The organism is Dietzia sp. CH92 (genome assembly GCF_032248695.1).
In the GTDB taxonomy this organism is placed as follows: domain Bacteria; phylum Actinomycetota; class Actinomycetes; order Mycobacteriales; family Mycobacteriaceae; genus Dietzia.
In genome coordinates this window covers 62,263-82,032 of record NZ_JAVHXC010000004.1, presented here as the reverse complement: position 1 = coordinate 82,032, position 19,770 = coordinate 62,263, and the positions used below count along the sequence as shown (strand labels likewise).

The 19,770-nt window shown below is 73.2% G+C and carries 18 protein-coding genes and 1 tRNA gene; 1 reads left to right on the top strand and 18 read right to left on the bottom strand.

The annotated features are described in order from the left end of the window. Nucleotides 1-54: 54 nt before the first annotated feature. The 15 genes from RWK90_RS09715 to mbhE are packed head-to-tail and all read right to left on the bottom strand — an operon-like array spanning nucleotide 55 to nucleotide 14,601. Nucleotides 55-555 carry a Na+/H+ antiporter subunit E gene (locus RWK90_RS09715; RefSeq protein WP_314037255.1) on the bottom strand — a complete coding sequence of 167 codons (501 nt, stop codon included), beginning with the start codon at nucleotides 553-555 and terminating at the stop codon, nucleotides 55-57. Continuing rightward, nucleotides 552-2,345, bottom strand: a complete 1,794-nt coding sequence (locus RWK90_RS09710) for a proton-conducting transporter membrane subunit (RefSeq protein WP_314037253.1) — start codon at nucleotides 2,343-2,345, stop codon at nucleotides 552-554. The genes RWK90_RS09715 and RWK90_RS09710 overlap by 4 nt, the downstream gene beginning before the upstream one ends. Then, nucleotides 2,342-3,907: a proton-conducting transporter membrane subunit gene (locus RWK90_RS09705; protein ID WP_314037251.1), complete on the bottom strand. Its 1,566-nt coding sequence runs from the start codon at nucleotides 3,905-3,907 to the stop codon at nucleotides 2,342-2,344. The genes RWK90_RS09710 and RWK90_RS09705 overlap by 4 nt, the downstream gene beginning before the upstream one ends. Then, entirely contained in the window at nucleotides 3,904-5,415 is a 1,512-nt protein-coding gene (locus tag RWK90_RS09700) for a proton-conducting transporter membrane subunit (protein WP_314037250.1), read from the bottom strand. Before RWK90_RS09700 ends, RWK90_RS09705 begins: the two co-directional genes overlap by 4 nt. Next, nucleotides 5,412-5,747 carry an NADH-quinone oxidoreductase subunit K gene (locus RWK90_RS09695; RefSeq protein WP_314037248.1) on the bottom strand — a complete coding sequence of 112 codons (336 nt, stop codon included), beginning with the start codon at nucleotides 5,745-5,747 and terminating at the stop codon, nucleotides 5,412-5,414. Before RWK90_RS09695 ends, RWK90_RS09700 begins: the two co-directional genes overlap by 4 nt. Further along, a complete protein-coding gene (locus tag RWK90_RS09690; RefSeq protein ID WP_314037246.1) occupies nucleotides 5,744-6,742 on the bottom strand; it encodes a hydrogenase subunit MbhD domain-containing protein in 999 nt (332 codons plus the stop codon). Before RWK90_RS09690 ends, RWK90_RS09695 begins: the two co-directional genes overlap by 4 nt. Next, on the bottom strand, nucleotides 6,739-7,035 hold the full coding sequence (locus RWK90_RS09685; RefSeq protein WP_314037244.1) for a monovalent cation/H(+) antiporter subunit G: 297 nt from the start codon (nucleotides 7,033-7,035) through the stop codon (nucleotides 6,739-6,741). The genes RWK90_RS09690 and RWK90_RS09685 overlap by 4 nt, the downstream gene beginning before the upstream one ends. Then, on the bottom strand, nucleotides 7,032-7,310 hold the full coding sequence (locus RWK90_RS09680; protein ID WP_314037242.1) for a hypothetical protein: 279 nt from the start codon (nucleotides 7,308-7,310) through the stop codon (nucleotides 7,032-7,034). The genes RWK90_RS09685 and RWK90_RS09680 overlap by 4 nt, the downstream gene beginning before the upstream one ends. Nucleotides 7,311-7,327: 17 nt before the next feature. Beyond that, nucleotides 7,328-8,713, bottom strand: a complete 1,386-nt coding sequence (mgtE, locus tag RWK90_RS09675) for a magnesium transporter (RefSeq protein WP_314037240.1) — start codon at nucleotides 8,711-8,713, stop codon at nucleotides 7,328-7,330. A 1-nt stretch (nucleotide 8,714) separates the two neighbouring features. Next, entirely contained in the window at nucleotides 8,715-9,065 is a 351-nt protein-coding gene (locus tag RWK90_RS09670) for a monovalent cation/H(+) antiporter subunit G (protein ID WP_314037715.1), read from the bottom strand. 5 nt (nucleotides 9,066-9,070) lie between these two features. Then, nucleotides 9,071-9,343, bottom strand: a complete 273-nt coding sequence (locus tag RWK90_RS09665; RefSeq protein ID WP_314037238.1) for a monovalent cation/H+ antiporter complex subunit F — start codon at nucleotides 9,341-9,343, stop codon at nucleotides 9,071-9,073. Beyond that, nucleotides 9,340-9,672, bottom strand: a complete 333-nt coding sequence (locus RWK90_RS09660) for a Na+/H+ antiporter subunit E (protein ID WP_314037236.1) — start codon at nucleotides 9,670-9,672, stop codon at nucleotides 9,340-9,342. Before RWK90_RS09660 ends, RWK90_RS09665 begins: the two co-directional genes overlap by 4 nt. Beyond that, nucleotides 9,669-11,180 (bottom strand): proton-conducting transporter membrane subunit, encoded by a 1,512-nt coding sequence (locus RWK90_RS09655; protein ID WP_314037234.1) that lies wholly within the window; start codon nucleotides 11,178-11,180, stop codon nucleotides 9,669-9,671. The genes RWK90_RS09660 and RWK90_RS09655 overlap by 4 nt, the downstream gene beginning before the upstream one ends. Further along, the gene (locus RWK90_RS09650) at nucleotides 11,177-11,509 is read right to left on the bottom strand and encodes a sodium:proton antiporter (RefSeq protein WP_131885802.1); all 333 of its coding nucleotides are present in this window, start codon (nucleotides 11,507-11,509) and stop codon (nucleotides 11,177-11,179) included. The genes RWK90_RS09655 and RWK90_RS09650 overlap by 4 nt, the downstream gene beginning before the upstream one ends. After that, complete coding sequence (gene mbhE / locus RWK90_RS09645; protein WP_314037231.1) at nucleotides 11,506-14,601, bottom strand: hydrogen gas-evolving membrane-bound hydrogenase subunit E; 3,096 nt, start codon at nucleotides 14,599-14,601, stop codon at nucleotides 11,506-11,508. Before mbhE ends, RWK90_RS09650 begins: the two co-directional genes overlap by 4 nt. A 208-nt stretch (nucleotides 14,602-14,809) precedes the next feature. Between mbhE and RWK90_RS09640 the strand changes: the two genes are divergently transcribed. Next, the gene (locus RWK90_RS09640; RefSeq protein WP_314037229.1) at nucleotides 14,810-16,288 is read left to right on the top strand and encodes a hypothetical protein; all 1,479 of its coding nucleotides are present in this window, start codon (nucleotides 14,810-14,812) and stop codon (nucleotides 16,286-16,288) included. 170 nt (nucleotides 16,289-16,458) lie between these two features. Here the strand turns inward: RWK90_RS09640 and RWK90_RS09635 are convergent, their stop codons facing one another. The 3 genes from RWK90_RS09635 to RWK90_RS09625 form a co-directional block, all read right to left on the bottom strand. Beyond that, on the bottom strand, nucleotides 16,459-18,549 hold the full coding sequence (locus tag RWK90_RS09635) for an acyl-CoA dehydrogenase (RefSeq protein WP_314037227.1): 2,091 nt from the start codon (nucleotides 18,547-18,549) through the stop codon (nucleotides 16,459-16,461). Between the two features lie 103 nt (nucleotides 18,550-18,652). Further along, nucleotides 18,653-18,726, bottom strand: a tRNA-Pro gene (locus tag RWK90_RS09630). Between the two features lie 52 nt (nucleotides 18,727-18,778). After that, complete coding sequence (locus RWK90_RS09625) at nucleotides 18,779-19,762, bottom strand: metallophosphoesterase (protein ID WP_314037225.1); 984 nt, start codon at nucleotides 19,760-19,762, stop codon at nucleotides 18,779-18,781. Between the last annotated feature and the right edge of the window lie 8 nt (nucleotides 19,763-19,770).

Sequence of the window (19,770 nt, the reverse complement as noted above, 5' to 3'; positions counted from 1 at the left end):
GCTGTGATGTTCGTCACCCTAGCGGGTGGGCGGCCCGGGCGGTTGCAGCGCGAGTCAGTCGCCGACGATCCGCGAGATCCTCCTGGTGAGTTCCCGCCACGCCGCCTCGGTGTCGAGGTCATCGGACAGGACGTGCAGAGCCGCCCAGCCCTCGCCCTCGTCAACCACCAGGGAACCCGGCATGAGGTTGACCATCCACAACGCCAACCGGCGCCCGGCCGGATGCCTGACACCGATCCGAACCCGGGTCACGTGCGGTGCGATCGGCATCGACGGGGCGAACGCCCGGCGCGCGACGTCGACGCCTCCACGGAGCGCCGACCAGAGGAACCACACGACGAGCGCCGGGATCTCCCACGGACGCGCGCGTCGCGCGCGCTCCGGGCGCTCCGCGCCGCGACGTCGGGCCGGTGGGAGGACGCGGACGCTCAGGGCGGTGGCCACGGCAGCCGCCCCCAGGCCGTAGTACCAGTAGGCGGGATCCCCGCCGGCCATGACCCACCACAACAGCAGGAAGCCAAGGAAACGCCAGATCGCGGACACGGCCCGGGTCATGACAGCACCCCGGCGAGGGCCAGCACGAGACCGAACAGCACCACGACGGCGCCACCGCCCGCCCGGGAGGACAGGCCCGACTCGAGGGCGTCGTAGGCACGGCCCGCCGCGGCGGACGGGATGACCCGCCGCACGTCGCGGTCGGCGCGCTCGCGGAGGCGGCCCCCGGAGACGACCGCCGACCGGGCCGCCGAACCAACCATGCGGGCCATGTGCTCCTCCGGCACGACGATGTCCCCCGGAGGGATGGCCCTCCCGTCCGCGCGCCGGACCCACCCCGGCAGGGACCCGCGGCGTCCCAGCGCGAGCGCCACCGCGGTGATCGCCAGCCCGAGCAGCACGGGCCAGGTGGCGTCCCACAGCGTCACGGGATCGAGGCCGGGGACCTCGGTCAGCGGGAGCCACCGGTCGGTGACCACCCAGGGCACGACGATCCCGGCGGCGACCAACACGAGCCACGCCCCGAGTTCGGCGTCGGCTCGCGAGCGGACGTCCGGCTCCCGCCGGACGAGCAGCCAGCCGGCGCGCAGCAACAGGATCGTGGAGCCGGTGGCGACCAGAGGGAGCAGGTCCACGAGGTCGACCCCACCCAGCTCCACGCCCTCCACGGCGTTCTTGGCCGCGTACTTGCCCACAGACCCCGAGGTGAACGGCGCGCCCGCGACCGCCAGCGCCGCCCCGCCGAGCCCGACGGCCACGACCCACCGGCGGGCCCCGTGTGCGTGATGCGACCACACCGGCACCCCGAGGAACAACGCCCCCTTGGCCAGCGCGTGGTGGACCGCATACGCCACCGCCGCCGGGACCACGGCCGCGGCGAGCTCGGGGGACGCCATCGCCACGCCCACGAGAGCGGCGAGGAACCCCATCTGGCTGATGGTCGAGTAGGCGAGGACCACCTTGGGCTCGCTCTGCAGTTCGCCGGCGGGCACGGCCAGGAACGCCCCCGCCAGGGCCACAACGACCAGGGTCAGGCCCCATCCGGGCAGCTCCGCCTCACCCAGGGGCAGGAACCGCAGCCAACCCATGAGTCCGGCCTTGACCATCGCACCGGACAGCACGGCGCTGGCGGCGGGCGGGGCGGCCGGGTGGGCGAGCGGCAGCCACACGTGCAGGGGAAGGGTGCCCGCCTTGACGCCGAAACCGACGAGCAGCAGCGCCACGATGAGCGCGGTGTGGTCGGATTCCGCGACGGCGCGCGGCGCGTCCTCGATCAGTGTCCCGCCAGCGGCGGTCACCAGCAGGAGCGCGGCCAGGACGGCGCCCTCGCTGAACACCGCCAGCACGATGTACACCCGACCGGCGCGCAGCGCCTCCGCGGTCCGCGAGTTCACCACCAGGCCGTACGCGGCGAAGCTCATGAGGCCGTAGCCGAGGTAGAACGTCGCCGTGTCGCCGGCGGTGAACACCACCGTGGTACCGACGTGGCACACCAGCAGGAACGCGACCAGGCCACGCCCGCCCCGGAAACCGGCCCAGGCGACCGCGGCGAGGGCGGCGGAATAGAGGAGCGCCGAGACCAGGACGAGGGGGCGGGCAAGGCCGTCGACCTGCAGGTGGGTGCCCACGAGTAACCACGGCACCGTCAGCGATGCGCCGGGGATCGCGGTGAGGGCCAGGGCCGGCAGCGCGGTGAGCGGTGCGATCAGGAGCACCAGGCGGCGGATCGGTGTGTCGGGCGCGGGCAGTGAGGTGTCGACCGCCGGGCGTGGGGGAGTGGCCGCCATGCCGATGAGCGCGGCGATCGTCAGCGGCAGGACGAGCGCCAGGATCCACAGTGTGGTGGTCACGAGGGGAACACCCCCCGGGCGATGAAGGTGGCCATCGCCATCGGCGAGTACGGGGCCGCGGCGATGATCCCCACGATCAGCGAGGCCGCCGCGGTGAGGACCGCCGGAAGGAGGAGGGCCGGCGGCGCCTCCGCCCTCCGACGTGCGCGCCCCGGGGCGCCCTCGTCCGGGTGGCCCCCGTCGGGTCGGCCGCCGTCCGGTTCGTCACCGTCCGGCCGCTCGACGAACCACATCGAGTACACGAGCGGCAGGAAGTAGGCGCTGTTGAGCAGGGCGCTGGCGACGAAGATCCCCACCACCCACGCGTGATCGGAGTCGAGGGCGCCCAACCCGAGCTGCCACTTGGAGACGAACCCCGCGATCGGCGGCAGACCGATCATCCCGAACGCGCCCACCGTGAACGCCGCACACGTCCACGGCATCCGCCGTCCGAGCCCCGCGAGCCCGGAGACCGTTTTGACCCCCAGGACCTCGGCGAACAACCCGGCGCAGAAGAACAGGGTGATCTTCATCAGCCCCTGGTGTACGAGGTGGGTGAGGCCGCCGGCGGTGCCGACCTCGGAGACCAACGCGATCCCGATCGTGACGTAGGAGACCTGGCTGACCGTGGAGTACGCGAGGCGCTTCTTGAGGTCGTCCTGCATCAACGCGCGCACCGAGCCGTAGATCACGGTGAACGACGCCACGACCAGCAGTGGCAGCAGCACCCCGAGCTCGTCCGCGACGCGGACGCCGTAGACGTCGTCCACCAGCCGGACCAGCCCGAACACCCCGGCCTTGACCACCGCGACGGCGTGGAGCAGCGCGCTGACCGGCGCGGGCGCGACCATCGCGCGCGGCAGCCAGCCGTGGAGGGGGAACAGGGCGGCCTTGACCCCGAGGCCGCAGGCGATGAGCGCGAAGATCGCCGTCGCGGTGGCGGGGTCGGTCGCGGCCAGCTCTGCCACCGCCGCCACGCCACCCGGTGCGAACTCCACGTCGCCGACCAGCGCGGTCAGCCAGGCCACACCCATCAGGACCGCGAGCCCTCCGCTCAGCGCGTACCGCAGGTACAACCGGCCCGAGGCGAAGGCCGCCGCCGTGCCGTTGTGCACGATCAGCGGGTAGGTCACCAGGGTGAGCAGTTCGAAGAAGAGCAGGAACGTCACGAGGTTCCCGGAGAACGAGATGCCCACGGTGGCCGTGACGCACAGGGAGAAGAATCCGAAGAACCGGGCGCGGTGCGGCCGCCCCTCGAGGTAGCCGATCGCGTAGATGGTGGTGAGCAGCCACAACAGCGAACTCAACCCGGCGAAGAGCAGGGACAGCGGTTCCACGCGCAGGATCAGGTCGACGCCGGGCAGCAGCGCGCTGCGCCACTCGGGGCGGGCGCCCCCGACGACGGCCGGGACGAGCGCGGCCACGATGAGGAGCTTGACCGCCGCGCCGGTGACGTTGACGGCGGTGCGCGGCCGGGTGCGGGGGTCGGGGATGAGGAAGACGACGACGGCGACGAGCGCCGACAGGACGAGGGGGGCCACGGCGAGCACGGAGGACTCGCCGACCCAGGACGGCGGGGTCATGACGCGCCTCCGAGGCTCATCCCGAGGACCGCGAGATCGGCCAACGGTCCGGATGCGACGATCGCGAGGGTGGCGAGCAGGGCTCCCGTGAGGGGCACGAGGGTGGCGGCGCGAGGGGCGGACCGGACGCCAGTGCGGTCGTCATCGCCGGGCCGGCGTCCGCTCGATTCCCCGGACAACAACGTCTGGACCGGCCGCAGCAGATACGTGGCCGCGACCAGGGTGCCCGCCACGGCGACCGCCGCCACCCACCACAGCGCGGTGTCGACGGCGGCGAGGAGGAGGTGCCACTTGCCGGCGAAGCCCAGCGTGATCGGCAGACCGGCGAGGCTGACCCCGGCGACCGCGACGGCCATGGTGACGATCGGCATGCGCGAGCCCTGGTCGGTCATCGCCGCGATCTCGTCGGTCCCGAGCCGGTCCTTGACCAGTCCCGCCGACAGGAACAGCGACGACTTGGCCAACCCGTGCGCGAACGCCAGCAGCGCCACGGCCACCCACGCGGCGCGCTGCTGCTCGGCCGTCTGCGCCGCGGCCGACAGTGGGAAGTACAGGAACAGATAGCCGATCTGCGAGACGGTCGAGTACCCGACCAGGCGCTTGAACCGCGGGGTCCGCGCGGCGGCCACCCCGGCCCACAGCACCGAGCCGGCCGCGGCGACGCCCAACGCCGTCCCCACCACGGGGTCGGGGCCGGTGACCTCGGTCCACACCCGGAACAGCACGACGAAGGACGACTTCACCACGAGAGCGGACAGCAGGGGGCTCACCGCGCCCGGCGCGCCGCCGTGGGCGTCCGGCAGCCACCCGTGCAGCGGGAAGAGCGCCGATTTGAAAGCCATGCCCGTCGCGGCGAGCGTGAGGATCACCGTCACGTGCAGGCCCGGCTCACCGGCGGCCAGCCGCTCGCCGGCCAGCCGCAGGTCCAGCGTCCCGGCCGCGGCGTAGACCAGCGTGAGCGCGATCAGGAACAGCAGCGACCCGGTGACCGTGACGATGAGATAGCGGAACGCCGCACGCCACGCGCCGCGCCCGCCGAGCGCCACCAGCACCACCGCGGCGAGCCCGACGATCTCGATGGCCACGTACAGGTTGAACAGGTCCGCGGAGAGGAAGACCGCCGCCAGTCCCGACCAGAGCAGGAGCCAGGCGGGCCAGAACCAGTCGCGGGCGCCCTCGTCGCCGGTCGAGCGGGGGTGTATCGCGGCGAACAGCGAGACCAGAGCGCCGACGACCGAGGTCAACAGCAGGAACAGAGCGGCCGGCCCGTCCGCGCGCACCGCGATCCCCAGCGGCGGGAGCCGGCCGGCCAGCGCCGCCTCGACCGGGCCCACGGTGGCGACGGCGACGGTGATCGCGATCCCCACCGCCGCGGCCGTCACGGCGCCGGCGAGGCCGACCGCCGCACGCGCCCGAGCGGGCGCGAGAACGCACAGCACGGCCCACGCCAACGGCACCAGCACGGCGGACGGCAACAGGACGGCGGCCCAGGCGGGCGAGGGGGTCACGACGGACCACCTCCGTCGGCGTCCGCGGAGTCGGCCGGCCCGGTGTCCGCGGCCTCGCCGTCGGCGACCTCGTCGTCGATCCGACGGGCGAGCACCACCCCGAACCCGGTGAACGCCACGGTGATGACGATCCCCGTCAACGCGAGGGCGTGGAGCACCGGGTCGGCGGTCTCCTCCCGCCCGGCGACGGACAGCAGCATGACCAGCGAACCGGCGGCGGCGACGTTGAGCGCCACCAGGCGGCGGAACCGGTCCGCGGCCACGAGCATCGTCACCAGGCCGAGCGCGAACAGGGCCGCTCCGACCGCGGCATACCAGGCGAGGGTGCTCACGGGCGGTCACCGCCGAGGACCTGACGCGGGCGCCGTCGGACGGTGAGGAACAGGGTCGCGAGCGCGGCGCCGATCGAGACCGCCAACACGGTCTCGACGGCAACGGTGGCCGGGGTCTCGATCCCGGCCGGCATGTGCAGCCAGTGACCCACCGATAGCACACCCGCACCGCCGGCGGCGAGGAACGCGAGGGGCCCGACCGTGACCATGGCCCGGCCGGGGAGTCCCTCGAGCAGCGCCGGGGCGGCCCCGGCCCCGGCTGCGAGGATCGCGGTGCCGGCGAGCATCGCCCCGCCCTGGAACGCGCCGCCGGGCTGGTAGGCGCCGGCGAACAGCAACCAGGCGGCCAGCAGGAGCAGGACGGGGGAGGCCACGCGGAGGAAGGCCACGAGCGTCGCGGGCGGGTGGGTGGCGGGCTCGGCGCCGAGCGGCGCCGGTGATGTACGCCCCGGTGCCGGCCGTGCGCCGGGCGCGGCTGCCGAGGCGAGCGCGTAGGCCCCCACCACAGCCACGAGCAGGACCGCCACCTCGAGCAGCGTGTCGTAGGCGCGGAAGTCCAGCAGCACCGCGGTGATGTCGTGTCCGACCGCGGCCGAGGGCATGGCCTCGTCGACGGTGGCGGTGAGCGGAGCGGCGTCACCGGAGACGTCGGCGGCGAGGACGCCCGCGACGAGCACGACGACGAGGCCGGCCCCGCCGGTGGCGGCCGCGGCCCACGCGACGACCCGTCCCCGGCCCCGCCCCAGACTCACGCGGGAGGACCGGCGATCGGCGAGGGCGTCGACGAGCAGGGCCGAGGTGACCCCGGTCCCGATCGCCGCCTCGGCCAGCGCCACGTCCGGTGCCCGCACCGACGTCCACAGAGCCGCCAGTAGTCCCCCGAGCAGGATGAACGTCACGACCGAGGCGAGCCGGTCACGCACGACGAGCGCCACCGCGGCGGCCACGACGACCGCGCAGCCCACGAGGAGTTCGAGGATCCCCGGGGCGCTCACGGTGACGCCTCGGGGTCGGAGCCGAGCAACGTCGCCGCGACCGCGGCCGCACCCATTCCAAGGACCCACACCAGCAGGAACGTCGCGGCGGCCCAGAGGCTGTCGGAGGCGAGAGCGAGGGCGAGCATCACGAACCCGAGGCCGAGCGTGTCGGCCTTGGTCACGGCGTGCAGTCGGCTGCGCAGGTCGGGGAACCGGAGCAGTCCGACGGTCCCGGCGGTGAAGAACACCAGTCCGGCCGCGGCCGACAGGACCACCGCGACGTCACGGACCACCTGCAGCGCGTCGGTCATCGCCGTCCCGACTCCGCCGTGACGATCGTGACCGTGACGACGAGCGCGAGCGCGACGAGGGCCAGCGCCGCTGAACGGACCGCGGGGGCGCCGGTCAGGACGGAGAGGGTGCACAGCAGCGCCGCGCCGGTGGTGCCCGCCAACACCACGCCCGTCACCCGGTCGCGGGGCGAGGGACCACGCACGACCCGCACGAGGCACGCCAGGATGTTGACGACGAGAGCGACGACGAGGAGTTGCAGAGCGACCTGCACACCGTCCACTGCTCGCGTCACCTCCCTCTCTCTCCTGCTTACAGCCCCAGGACCGCCCGCGCTATGAGGAAGTAGACGACCAGCCCCGTCGCGTCGACGAACGTCGTGATGAACGGGTTGGAGAACACCGCCGGGTCCGCGCGGACGGCCTGGGCGAGCAGCGGCATGAGCCCGCCGACCGTCGCGGCGATCGTGCACAATGCCAGCAGCGTGAGACCGATGACCAGGCCGAGGTCGGTGTCGTAGACGAACCCCGTGACCGCGAAGCCCACGGCACCCAGGATGAGCCCGAGGGTGAACCCGGCGCGGATCTCCTGACCGAGCACCCGCAGGGCGTCGCGGGGCCGGACGTCGCCGAGGGCGAGCGCGCGGGTCACGGTGGTGGCGGCCTGGTTGCCGGTGTTGCCGCCCGTGCCGATGATGAGCGGCACGAACAGGGACAGCGCCACCACCTGCTCGATGGTCGCCTCGAACACCTCGAGCACCTGCACCGTCAGGGCGGCGCCGAACGCCAGGACGAGCAGCCACACCACGCGCGAGCGCACCAGCGTTCGCACCGGTGTCGCCAGGTACGGCTGGCGCAGCGGCTCGGATCCGCCGGACCGGGCGGTGTCCTCGGTCTCGGCGTCCTCGAGCACGCGCAGGGCGTCGTCGAAGGTGAGGATCCCGACGAGGCGGTCCTCGTCGTCGACCACCGGCATCACGATGAGCCGCTCGTCGGCCGACCGGCGCGCGGCGGCCTCGGCGGACTCGCGGGCGCGGGCCGAGATCGCGTCGTTCATCAGCTCCCGCACCGGGGTGTCCGGCTCGGCACGCATGATCGCACGCAGCCCCACGATCCCGACGAGTCGCCGCTGGTCGTCGGTGACCGGGATCGCGTAGATGGTCTCCGCCTCGTCGATCCGCTGGCGGACCCGCTCGAGGGTCTGCCCGGCCGTCACGTCGGGGTGGGTGGAGATGTACTCGGGGCTCATCCGCCGCCCGACGGACCCGGTCGGGTAGTCGAGCACCGCGGCGGTGAGGGCCTGCTCGTCGCCGGACAGGTCGCGCATCAGCCGGGTGGCGACGTGGGCGGGGAGTTCGTCGATGAGGCCCGCGCGGTCGTCCGGATCCAGATCGGTGAAGATCTGGTTGACGCGGTCGGCGTGCAGGGCCCGGATCAGTTCGGACTGCAGCGGCGGGTCGAGGGCCTCGAAGACGACGTGCGCCGACCCCTTGGACAGCAGCCGGAACAGGACCGCGCGGTCCTTGGCGCCGCTGCGTTCGAGGACGTCCACGACGAGCCCCGGCGGCATCTGGTCGACCATGGCCGACGCGGCGTGCAGGTCGCCGGTGTTGATGAGGGAGTCGAGCCGCCGGGCGGCCTCGGCCGGGTCGCGGACGGTCACCGCTCCCGGCGAGCGCGCGTCGTCTGACCCGGTCATGTCACCCCTCCTCGGCGATGTCGTCGTAGGCGGTACGCGGGTCGAGCCGGCCGTCGGCGCGGTAGGCGGCCCGGGCGAGAGTGATGGAGGCGACCGTGGTGACCACCACCGTCGCGCCGAACGCCACCAACGCCATGAGCGTCGCCATCCAGCTGAACCCGGTGGACAGCTCGTGCACGTACGCGGACAGGATGAACAGCATCATCCCCAGGCCGGTGGCCACGGACAGGATGTTGATGCGGGTCAGGGCGTCGCCGGCGCGGGCCATGGTCACCGCGGCCACCAGGAAGCACAGTGAGCCGAGCAGGGCCAGACCGCCGATGAGCAGATCCGTGATCATCGAGGTCTCCATCGCGGTCACCGCTGTCCCCGGGAGAGCAACCGCGCGAGCGCGACGGTCGAGAGGATGCCGATGAGGGAGCCGAGCATGACCACGTCCAGCGCCACGGCGGACCCCTGGCGGATGACGAACAGGACGAAGAGCGCCACCGCACAGAAGTAGCTCAGATCGGCCATGACGGCACGGTTGGCGTCCCCGGGCCCGCGTACCGCCCGCACGGCAGCGACGACCATGCTCGCGACGACGATCACGGTCGACCCGGCCAGGAGGGAGGTCAGCAGCGGACTCACGCGTCATCACCTCGCAGCACGGACAGCACCCGGTCCTCCGTCTGGCCGAGCAACTCGATCATCTCCTCCCGGGGGCCGCCGAGCACGACGTGGACCCACAGCTCGTCGTCGCCGATGACCGTCACGAGCGTTCCGGGGGTGACGGTGATGGCCCAGGCGAGCGCGGTGATCTCCACGTCCGTCCGGCAGCGCATGGGGTACCGCACCAGCACCGGGGTCCCGATCGGACCGGGGGTGACGGCCTCCTTGGCGAGGGCCCACGAGGAGAGGACGACGTTCCACAGCAGCCAGCCCAGGACACGCGGGGCGCGGAGCACACGACGGATCACGGCCGCCCCCCGATCGTCGAGCCGGTCACGGCGTTCGGCCCGTCGAGGACGGTGGCGACGTACGCGTCGGGGTCCACGAGTCCGGCGACCGCACGGTCCACCTCCGGGGCGACGCCGCCGTAGCCGAGGAAGAGCGCCACCGACACGGCCGCGAGGGCGCCGCCGGGCACGAGTAGCGCCGCCGGCACGCGGGGGGTCGGGCGCTCCTCGTCGTCATCGTCTCCGCCCCACATGGTGCCGCGCCACAGTCGGAGCATCGCGACGAGGCCGATGAGCGAGGCGGCGAGGACGACCACGACGGTGCCGACCCCCCATGCGCCGCCCGTCCCCGTGGCGGCGTCGATGACCTCGAGTTTCCCGATCAGGCCCGAGGTGGGGGGCAGACCGACCAGCGCCGCGATGGCGATCACGATCAGCACGGCCAGCGGCCGCTCGCGGTACCAGAGCCCGGACAGCCCTCCGAGTTGGCCGCTGCGGTACACGTGCTCGGCCGCACCGAACAGCGTCACCAACGCGCCGATGGTCACCATGTGGTGGATCATGTAGACGATCGCGCCGCCGGGGGCCTGCGCGACGGCCAGGGCGGCGAGGATGACGCCGACCCCGGAGATCATCTGCCACGCGAGGATCTCGCGGGCCCCGACAGGGGACGCCGAGGCGATGGCACCCCACAGGGTGGTCACGAGGGCTACCACCAGCAGGACCCGACCCCACGCCGGGTCGAGGTCGAACACGGTCGCCCAGATGCGGATCACCGCGTAGAGGGCGACCTTGGTGTGCAGTGCCGAGAACAGCGCCATGACCCCGGATGAGGTCCCGGGGTAGGCCCGGGGGAGCCACCCGTGGACCGGGACGGCGCCGGCCTTGATGCACAGGGCGACCAGCACCACGCCCACCGCGGCGGCGACGCGTCCGTCCTCCTGTGCGGCCCCGGCGAGCACGGCGAGGTTGACGCTCCCGGCGGCCGCGTACACGAACCCGACACCGGCGAGCAGCAGCGTGGACGTGAGGAGGTTGATGACCACGAACAGTCGGCCCACGCCGAGGCGCCGCCACGTGCCCGTCATGGCGATGAGCGCGTACGAGGGCAGCAGCATGACCTCGACGAACACGAAGAGGTTGAACAGGTCGCCGGTGAGCAGGGCGCCGTTGGCGCCGGCGAGGAGCAGCAGGGCCAGGGGGGCGAAGTAGCGGCTGCGACCGAACTCCCCGGTCAGGTCGCAGAAGATCAGCGACGCCAGCGCGACCACACCCGTGGCGACGAGCATGAGGGCGGTGAAGGAGTCCGAGACGAACGGGATCGCGACGCCGGGGACGAACCCGCCGACCGAGCCGGCGATGACGGGCTCGGACCGGTGCTGCAGAAGGAGCGCGACACCCGCGACCGCGGTGGCCGCGGGGACGGTCAGGGTCACGAGTCGGCCGGCCGTGCGCGACGGCAGGATCGCGGTCACGGCGGCGGCCATCACCGGGATGGCGGCCAGCAGCGGCAGCAACAGGGCGGTCACGGCGCGGGCTCCTCACCGGTCGGCGGGACGTTGTGGGTGTCGTCGTCGCGACTCACCACGGCGAGGGAGAGCATGAAGACGGTCACCGCGAGGGTGATGACGATCGCGGTGAGGACGAACGCCTGGGGGAGCGGGTCGGCGGAGACGTCGAGTCCGTTGACGCCCTCCAGCGGCTCGGCACGCCACGCGGCGACCCCGGCGCTGAGCAGGGTGAGGTTGACGGCGTGGCTGATGAGCGCGAGCCCGAAGACGACGCGGACCATCCCGCGCTGCATCATCAGGTAGACGCCGCCCGCGGTGAGGACGCCGATCATGATCGCGATGGTCACGAGGTGACCTCCTCGGCGCAATGGCTGGCGTCGTCCTCAGCGTCGCGGCTCTCACCGCGGCCCCCGTCGACGCCCGCGCCGACGCCCGCCTCTCGCCGGGCCCGGCGCCCGCGCGCGCCCGCGCGCCGACCGGTGTCGGGGTCATCCGGGCCGGGGACGACCTCGATGGGCGCGCGTCCCGCCCCGAGCGTGTTAAACGCGGTCATGACGAGTCCGAGCACGCCGGCGAAGACACCGAGGTCGAAGATGAGAGCGCTCGACAGGTGCTGCCCGGCCACGTACCAGTGGGCGGGCTGGAGGAACTGCCCGAGCGCGTACCCGCCGATGCCGGTGAGGCCCGCGATCACGAGTCCGCCGCCGATGAGCGCGACCGGGGTGGACGGCCGGCTCACCGGGCGGTCCGACTCGCGGGCGAGATAGATCAGCGCGAACGCGCAGGCGGCGACGAGGGCCGCGATGAATCCGCCGCCGGGCTCGTTGTGGCCGCGCCACAGCAGCATGATCGAGACCACGGCGAGGATCGGGGTCACGCCCCGCGCCAGCAGCTTCAGCGGCACGGTGTTGCGGGTGGCGTCCTCGAGCGCCTCCGCGGCCGTCCCTGTGCTCTGCACGGTGCCCGGCAGCGGCTCGTCGGCGGGCGGCGGGTCGATGGCCAGGGCGGTGGCCCGGACCGAGCCGAGGACCCCGAGGATCGCGATGCCGGCGACGCCGAGCACGGCGACCTCGCCGAAGGTGTCGAGCGCACGGAACTCCACGAGGATCGTGTTGACCACGTTGCTGCCGCCGGTGATCTCCGGCCCGTTCTCCAATAGGTACATGCCGACCGGGGATCGTTCCCGGCGCCCGGTGAAGACGAGGACACCGATGGTGGCGGTGACGCCGGTGAGCACGGCCAGGACGATGGCCGCGGTGTTCCTGGGACGCGAGGCGGCGATGAAATCGCGGGGCAGGCGCCGCAGGACCAGCACGAACATGATGACGGTGAGGGCCTCGACCAGGAGCTGGGTCATGCCGACGTCGGGTGCCCCGAGGCCGAAGATCTGTATGGTCACCGCGATGCCCACCGCGGACAGCAGCACGGCCGCGGCCAGACGGGAGTGCGCGGCGCACAGCCCGAGGACGCCGACGATCACGACGATGAGCAGGACGACGTCGATCGACCTGTCGAGCCCACCGACGCGTGGTGGGATCGTCGTGCCGGTGGCCAGTGCCCATCCGCCGACCCCGACCGCGTAGACGGTGAGGACGGCCAGCAGCGCGCCGGCGTGACGAGCGGGTGAATCCGAGGCGGTCGGGCGGACGAGGGCGCGGCCTGCGCGGGTGAGTGCCGAGGTCAGGGACTCCAGCACGGAGGCGCCGGCGAACGGCAGCAACTCGCGGTCCAGCATCCGGTCGACCGCGCGGCGCCTCCACACCAGTAGGGCCCCGACCACGAGGATCAGGGCGGTGAGCCCGACCTCGAGGGTGAGCCCGTGCCACAAGACGAAGTGGGCCTCGTGGGTGAGATCGTCGATCGTCCCGGCGGGCGGGGTGCCATAGACGACGCCGACGCCCGGCTCGTGTGGCGGCCAGCCGAACGGCCCGGCCGCGGCCTCCGCCACCGCGGACATCGGCACGTCGAAGATCCACACCACCAGCGCGAGCGGCAGCCCGATCGCGGCGGGCAGGGCCGCGGGCAGCCACAGGCGGACCGGCGCCTCGTGGACCTCGTCCACGTCCTTCGCGGGACGGGAGGGATCGCGGTAGGCGCCGAGCAAGCCGCCCAGGACGATGCGCGCGCAGTAGAGGAAGGTGAGGATCGCCCCGATGACCGCGCCGGCCAGCAGCGCGGTCACCGCGACGGGCTGCCCGCCGGCGACGTCGCCGAACGCGATGAGCATGGACTCCTTGGACACGAAGCCCAGCGTCGGCGGGACGGCGGCCATGGCGGCCGCGCCCAGCACGGTGGCGCCGAACGCCCACGGCATGCGCCGCCACAGCGGGCCCAGGTCGCGGATGTCGCGCGCGCCGGCCTCGTGGTCGATCACGCCGACCAGCATGAACAGGCCGGACTTGAACAGGGCGTGGGCGACGGTGTGCAGCGCGGCGGCGGCGAGCGCCTCCTGTGTTCCCACGCCGATCGCCGCGGTGATCCAGCCGAGCTGGCTCACGGTGGAGTACGCCATGAGCTGCTTGAGGTCGGTCTTCTGCAGCGCGAACACGGCCGCCATCACGGCCGTGCCCATGCCCACGGACACGAGCAGGGCGTTCCAGACGGGGACGTCGTGGAAGGCGGGGGAGAAGCGCATGAACAGGAAGATGCCGGCCTTCACGACCGCCGCGGCGTGGAGATACGCGCTCACGGGGGTCGCCGCGGCCATGGCGTCGGGCAGCCAGAAGTGGAACGGGAACTGCGCGGACTTGGTGAACGCGGCCACCGCGACCGCCACGGCGACCGCCGCGGTGAACCCGGGATCGGTGTACCAGACGTCGTGGGACAGGGCCTCGGAGATCGAGGTGGTGCCGGTGCGGATCCACATGGCCACGAGCGCGCCCAGCAGCACCAGCCCGCCGACGACCGTCACGGTGAGCGTGCGGAAGGCGGAGGCGTACGCGGGGCGGCCCGAGTTGGCGATCAGCGCGAACGACGCGAGCGACGTGAGCTCCCAGCACACGTACAGCAGCACCATGGAGTCGGTGAGCACGAGTCCCAGCATCGAGACCGTGAACAGGGTCATGAGCTGGAAGAAGCCGTAGTGCTGTGGGCCGCGCGTCCGGGCCCGGCCGTCGCCGTGCGCCTCACCGCCGGACAGGTACGACGACGAGTAGATCAACACCACAGCGCCGATCACCAGCGCGAGCATCGCGAAGAGCAGCCCCGTGGGATCGGCGAACAGATCCAGGGTCCAGTCGCGGGCCGGCACCCAGGGGATGCGCACGACCTCGGTGGGCATCCCAGACAGGGCCAGCGAGAGCGGCGACAGCAGGGCGAACGCACCCAGGAGGTAGAGCACCGCGAGCGGCCATCCCGCGCCACGTCCTAGCCACCTCGTGAGCGGCCACGCGAGGAGCGTCGCCAGACCTGCCGAAGCGATCGCGAGGACGGGGCTCATGGCTCCTTCCTGCGCGGCGCGGTAGAGGTCGCTGTGCGGCGGGGTGTGCGTGAGGGCTGCGGTGGGCTCTCGGGTGAACTCTCGGGTGAGGTCCACCGTGAGGGGGACGCGGTTTCCCGGGGAATCCTACCAACCGCCTCGGACACCGATACGGGGGCATGCCGAGTGACCTGCGGGAACCCGCGCGCCACCGGATTACGATCCGGCCATGACCACCTCGGATTCCCCCTCCGGCCCCTCAGCGGACACCGACGTCCTCCCCCCGGTCGGTGACCCCCCGTCCGCCGACGGGCGCGGGCCGGGCGGCGCCGCCGAGCCCGAGGCCGTACCCGCCCCCGCGCCCGCGACCGGGCCTGCGCGCGGGCCGGGTCCGTTCCGCCGGCTCGCGGGCCTGGTGCTCGTCATCGCACCACTGGTGCTCGCGGCGCTGTGGGCGGTGGTCGGCCCGACGCCCCAGCAGGACGAGGCCGCGCCCGGCGCCGGCGGGCCCCTGCGCTCCGCGCTGTCCGAGGCGTCGGCCAACTCGTCCTTCACCGTCGCCGGTGCCGAACAGCTGCGCTCCGGCTCCGCCGAACTCGCCGACGGGGCCGGGCAGCTCCGCGACGGCTCGGCCGAGCTGGCCGCCGGCATGGAGCAGCTCCAGGCCGGCATGGGGCAGGCCGGAACCGGCGCCGACGAGGTCGCCGGCGGCGTCAGCCAGGTCGTCGGCGCCGTCCGCGGCGTCGCCGTGATCCAGGGGCAGGTCTCCACCGCCATCGAGGACGCCCTCACCCGCCTGCAGGGCGACGCCCCCGAGGTCGTCCAGGCCCGCAACGCCCTCATCGGCCTGCGCGACCAGCTCGCCGCCCAGGGGCTCGACCAGAACACCCTGAGCAACCTCGACCGGCTCGACTCCGGCGCCGCCGAACTCGCCCGCCAGCTCTCCCAACCCGGGGCGGACCTACGCGACGGCGTCTACGAGGCCACCCGCGGCGCCCGCGAGCTCGCCACCGGGGCCGGCGAGCTCTCCACCGGCGCCGACGCCCTGCGCGACGGCGCCTCGAGCGTCGCCGACTCCGCCGGCCGCACCCAGGACGCCATCGGCAGGACCGGGCGCGCGCTGGCCGCCGAGCAGGGCGAGGCCGCACCGGCGGCAGCCGCGGCCGCCGACGACGCCCAGCGGCGCACCTCCGCCGGGATCCTCGGCGTCGCCGCCGCGGCCGTCCTCGGGGCCCTGCTCGTCCAGCTCGTCCGCCGGCCCGGCTCGTCGCGGGCCGAGTCCGTCCTCGCCCTGACCCTGCTCACCGCGGGCCTGTCCGCGTGGGCGCTGGCCACCGCGGACGGCCTCTCCGCGGCCGGGGTGGCCGCGGTCGTGGCGGTGGTCGCCCTCGTCGTCGTCGCCTCTTCCGCCCTGTGGCGCGCACTGGTCGCCGTGCTCGGCGCGTGGCCCGGACGCATCGTGGCGGCCCTCCTCGCCGCCGCGGCGGCCGGCGCGGCGTGGTGGGTGTGGGTCGCTGGGGGCGCGCCCTCCGCGCTCGTCACGGCGACCTCCGCCACCACCACGGGGCAGGCCACCGCCGCGCTCGACGCGCTGCTGCTGGCCGGACCCGCGTCGGTGGCGTGGACCGGCGCGGCTGTCCTGGCGGCCGTCGCGGTGTGCTCGCTGCTCGCGGTGCGCCTCGCCGGACGGCCCCGGGCCCGCCGGTAGCTCTCGCGCCTGGCCGCGCCGACCGACGTCCGCCTCCGGCCGGGTGGCGTCCGGCCGGACCGTCCTGCCGCGGCGGACCCGGGCCCGCCGCAACGAGAAGAGCGTTCCGCACACCTCCCTCTCGGGAAACGTGTGCGGACCGCTCTTCTCGATGAAGGGGTCGCGCGAGGTCAGTCGGCCAGACCGGCGACCTCGTGCTCGTCGGCGGGCTCATCGCTCAACGTGTCCACGCCGCCGTCGGTGAGCATCGGCACCTCGAACACGAACTCGGGGATCGCGAACGCGTCGACCAGCGTGCGCGCGCGACCGGCGAGCTTCGTGCACAGGCGGTTGCGGGCCGCCGTCGCCGCCTTCGTCCGCTCCGTCGTGAGGCGGTTGTGCTCGAGGAACCACCCCTTGTCCTGGTCGACGATGTCCAGCACGTACAGGTCGCACAGCATCCCCAGGACCTCCCTGGCCTCCGGGTCCTCGCACGCGTCCACGGCCTCGGCGAAGCGGGCGAACACCCAGCTGTCCATGTGCGCGCGCCCCGCCTGCAGCAGGTGGTCCTGCGCCGAGTTGAACACCTTGAACGCCGCCGAGCCGTCCTTGCCCTGCGCCTTGCGCAGCCGGCGGGCGACCGTCTCGAGCAGGTGCTGTTCGCGGTCCACCAGCAGCTCGAGCTGGTTGCCCCGGTCGAGCAGGTCCGTGTGCTCGCGGTCGGTCACCGCGTCGACGAGCTTCTGCCACAGCGTCGAGGCGCGCGCCTTCTCCTGCACCACGTCGACCGCGGTGTTCAGCGCGAACGCCACCGTCTCCCGCTGGTCCATGTCGCCGAACTCCGCCGCGTACGCGGAGAGCAGCTCCTTGCCCACGAGCTGCGTGAGCACCACGTTGTCGCCCTCGAACGTCGAGAAGACGTCACAGTCCTTGCGCAGCTCGGTGATCCGGTTTTCCGCCATGTACCCGGCGCCGCCGCATGCCAGGCGGGCCTCGACGATCGTGTCGTTGGCGAACGCGGTGACCGTGGCCTTGATGCCCGCGGCGTGGGTCTCCATCTCCCGACGCTTGACCTCGTCGAACGCCTCCGGGTTCCGCTCGAACTCGTCGAGCTCGGCGATGATCGCGTTCTGCGCGCACGCGTAGGCGTAGGCGCGGGCGACCCGCGGCATGAGACGCCGCTGGTGCTCGCGGTACTCCAGCAGCGGGATGCCCTTGCCCGTCTCCGGGTGGTCGAACTGGCGGCGGACCAGCGAGTACCGCACGGCCATCGCCAACGCCGTCCGCGCCGCCGCACCCGAGGCCGCGCCCACGGACACGCGCCCACGGATGAGCGTGCCCAGCATGGTGAAGAAGCGGGCCCCCACGGAGTCGATGGGGGAGGAGTACCGGCCGTCGACGTCGACGGCGCCGAAGCGATCGAGCAGCGCCTCCCGCGGCACGCGCACGTCGTCGAACCAGATGCGGCCGTTGTCGACGCCCTGCAGGCCGCCCTTGTGGCCGTGGTCCGTGGTCCGCACGCCCGGCAGGTCGTTGCCCGCCTCGTCCCGGATCGGCACCAGCAGGCAGTGCACGCCGTGGCGCAGCTCCTCGCCGTCCTCGTGGGTGATGAGCTGAGCGAACACGGCGGCCATCCGCCCGTCGCGGGCGGCGTTGCCGATGTAGGCCTTCTCCGCGCTGGGCGTGGGGGTGGTGACGACGAACTCGCCGGTCTCCCTGTCGTACGTCGCCGTGGTCTCCAGGTTCTGCACGTCGGAGCCGCCGCCGATCTCGGTCATGGCGAAGCAGCCGAGCAGGTCCAGTGACATGACGTCCGGCAGGTACTTCTTCCGCGTCTCGGCGTTGCCGAGGTTGGCGATCGCGCCGCCGAACAGGCCCCACTGCACGCCCGACTTGACCATGAGCGACAGATCGAGGTGACCGAGCATCTCGAACGACGTCAGCGCGCCGCCGGTGTCGCCGGTGCCGCCGTCCTCCTCGCGGAACCCGAGCTTGGGCATGCCCGCGTCGGCGAGTCGCTGGAGCTGCGCCAGGACGTGGTCGCGGTGCTCCTCCATGGACAGCCCGACGGGGTTGAGCATGTCCGGGGTCATGGAGTCCCGGGTGAACTCGCGGGCGTCCGCCCAGGCCCCGTCGAGGACCTTCTGGAGCGCGGCCGCGAGCGCCGGGTCCCCGGCGCCGGTGGTGGTGATGCGGCCGAAGTCAGGGTGCACGGGTGTGTCGTTCCCGGGCGTGGAATCCCCGGAAGTGGCGGCGTTCTGGACGTCGGTCTCGGAGGTCATGCCACGAGAATACGGAGACCGGGCGCCGCTGTGCACCGGTAGCCGGGCGGCCGGAGATGAGCGGAGGGCCCGGACCACTGACGTGATCCGGGCCCTCCCATTGTCGGGGTGGCGGGATTTGAACCCACGGCCTCTTCGTCCCGAACGAAGCGCGCTACCAAGCTGCGCCACACCCCGGTCGACAACGAGGGATACTCTAGCGCCCCGTCGCCGGAATCGCGAAACCGGGTCAGGCGGGCAGGGGTATCCGCTCCCGCCGAGGGGGCACCGGGACGCCCTGATCCTCGCCCCCACCACCGGGAACGGCGACCAGTTCGAGCAGCGTGGCCTCCGGCCGGCAGAACGTCCGGATCGGCACATACGGGGAGGTCCCGAGGCCGGCGGACACGTGCAGGACGAGGTCCCGGCCCCACGCGGAGAGCCCCTGCGCGCGCGAGCGGTCGATACCGCAGTTGGTGATGATCGGGCCGGTCGGCAGCCGGAGCTGACCGCCGTGCGTGTGCCCGGCCAGGGCCAGGTCGTACCCGTCGGCGTCGAAGCGGTCCAGCACGCGGGGCTCCGGCGAGTGCAGCAGCCCGAGCCGCAGGTCGAACGCCGGACCCGCGGGCCCGGCGATCTCGTCGTAGCGGTCGCGCCCGATGTGCGGGTCGTCGACTCCGGCGACGAGCACGCGACGCCCGTCCACGGCGACCTCGGCGCGGCGGTGGGTGGCGTCGACCCAGCCACGCTCGGTGAAGGCGGCCTTGAGGTCGCGCCACGGCAGGGGGACGGCGGAGTGCTTCTTCGCGCCGATCCCGAGGTACGACAGGGGGTTCTTGGGCACGGGTGCGAAGTAGTCGTTCGAGCCGAACACGAACGCGCCCGGCCGGTCCAGCAGCGGGCCGAGGGCCTGGACCACCGAGGGCACCGCCTTGTCGCTCGACAGGTTGTCGCCGGTGTTGACGACCATGTCCGGCTTCAGGGCGGCGAGCGAGGCGACGAACTGCTGTTTGCGCTTCTGGCCCGGCATCATGTGCAGGTCCGAGACGTGCAGGACGGACAGGGGCTCGGAGCCGGGGGCGAGCAGCGGCACGGTGTGGCGGCGCAGCGTGAAGGCGTTGCGCTCCCAGCCGCTGGCGTAGACGGTGCCGGCCACGGCGGCGCCGGCGAGGACGGCGGCCGCACGGGCGGGGGAAGCCGGCGACACCTGATTCTTCCGTGGGGGACGACGCATCGCCCCAG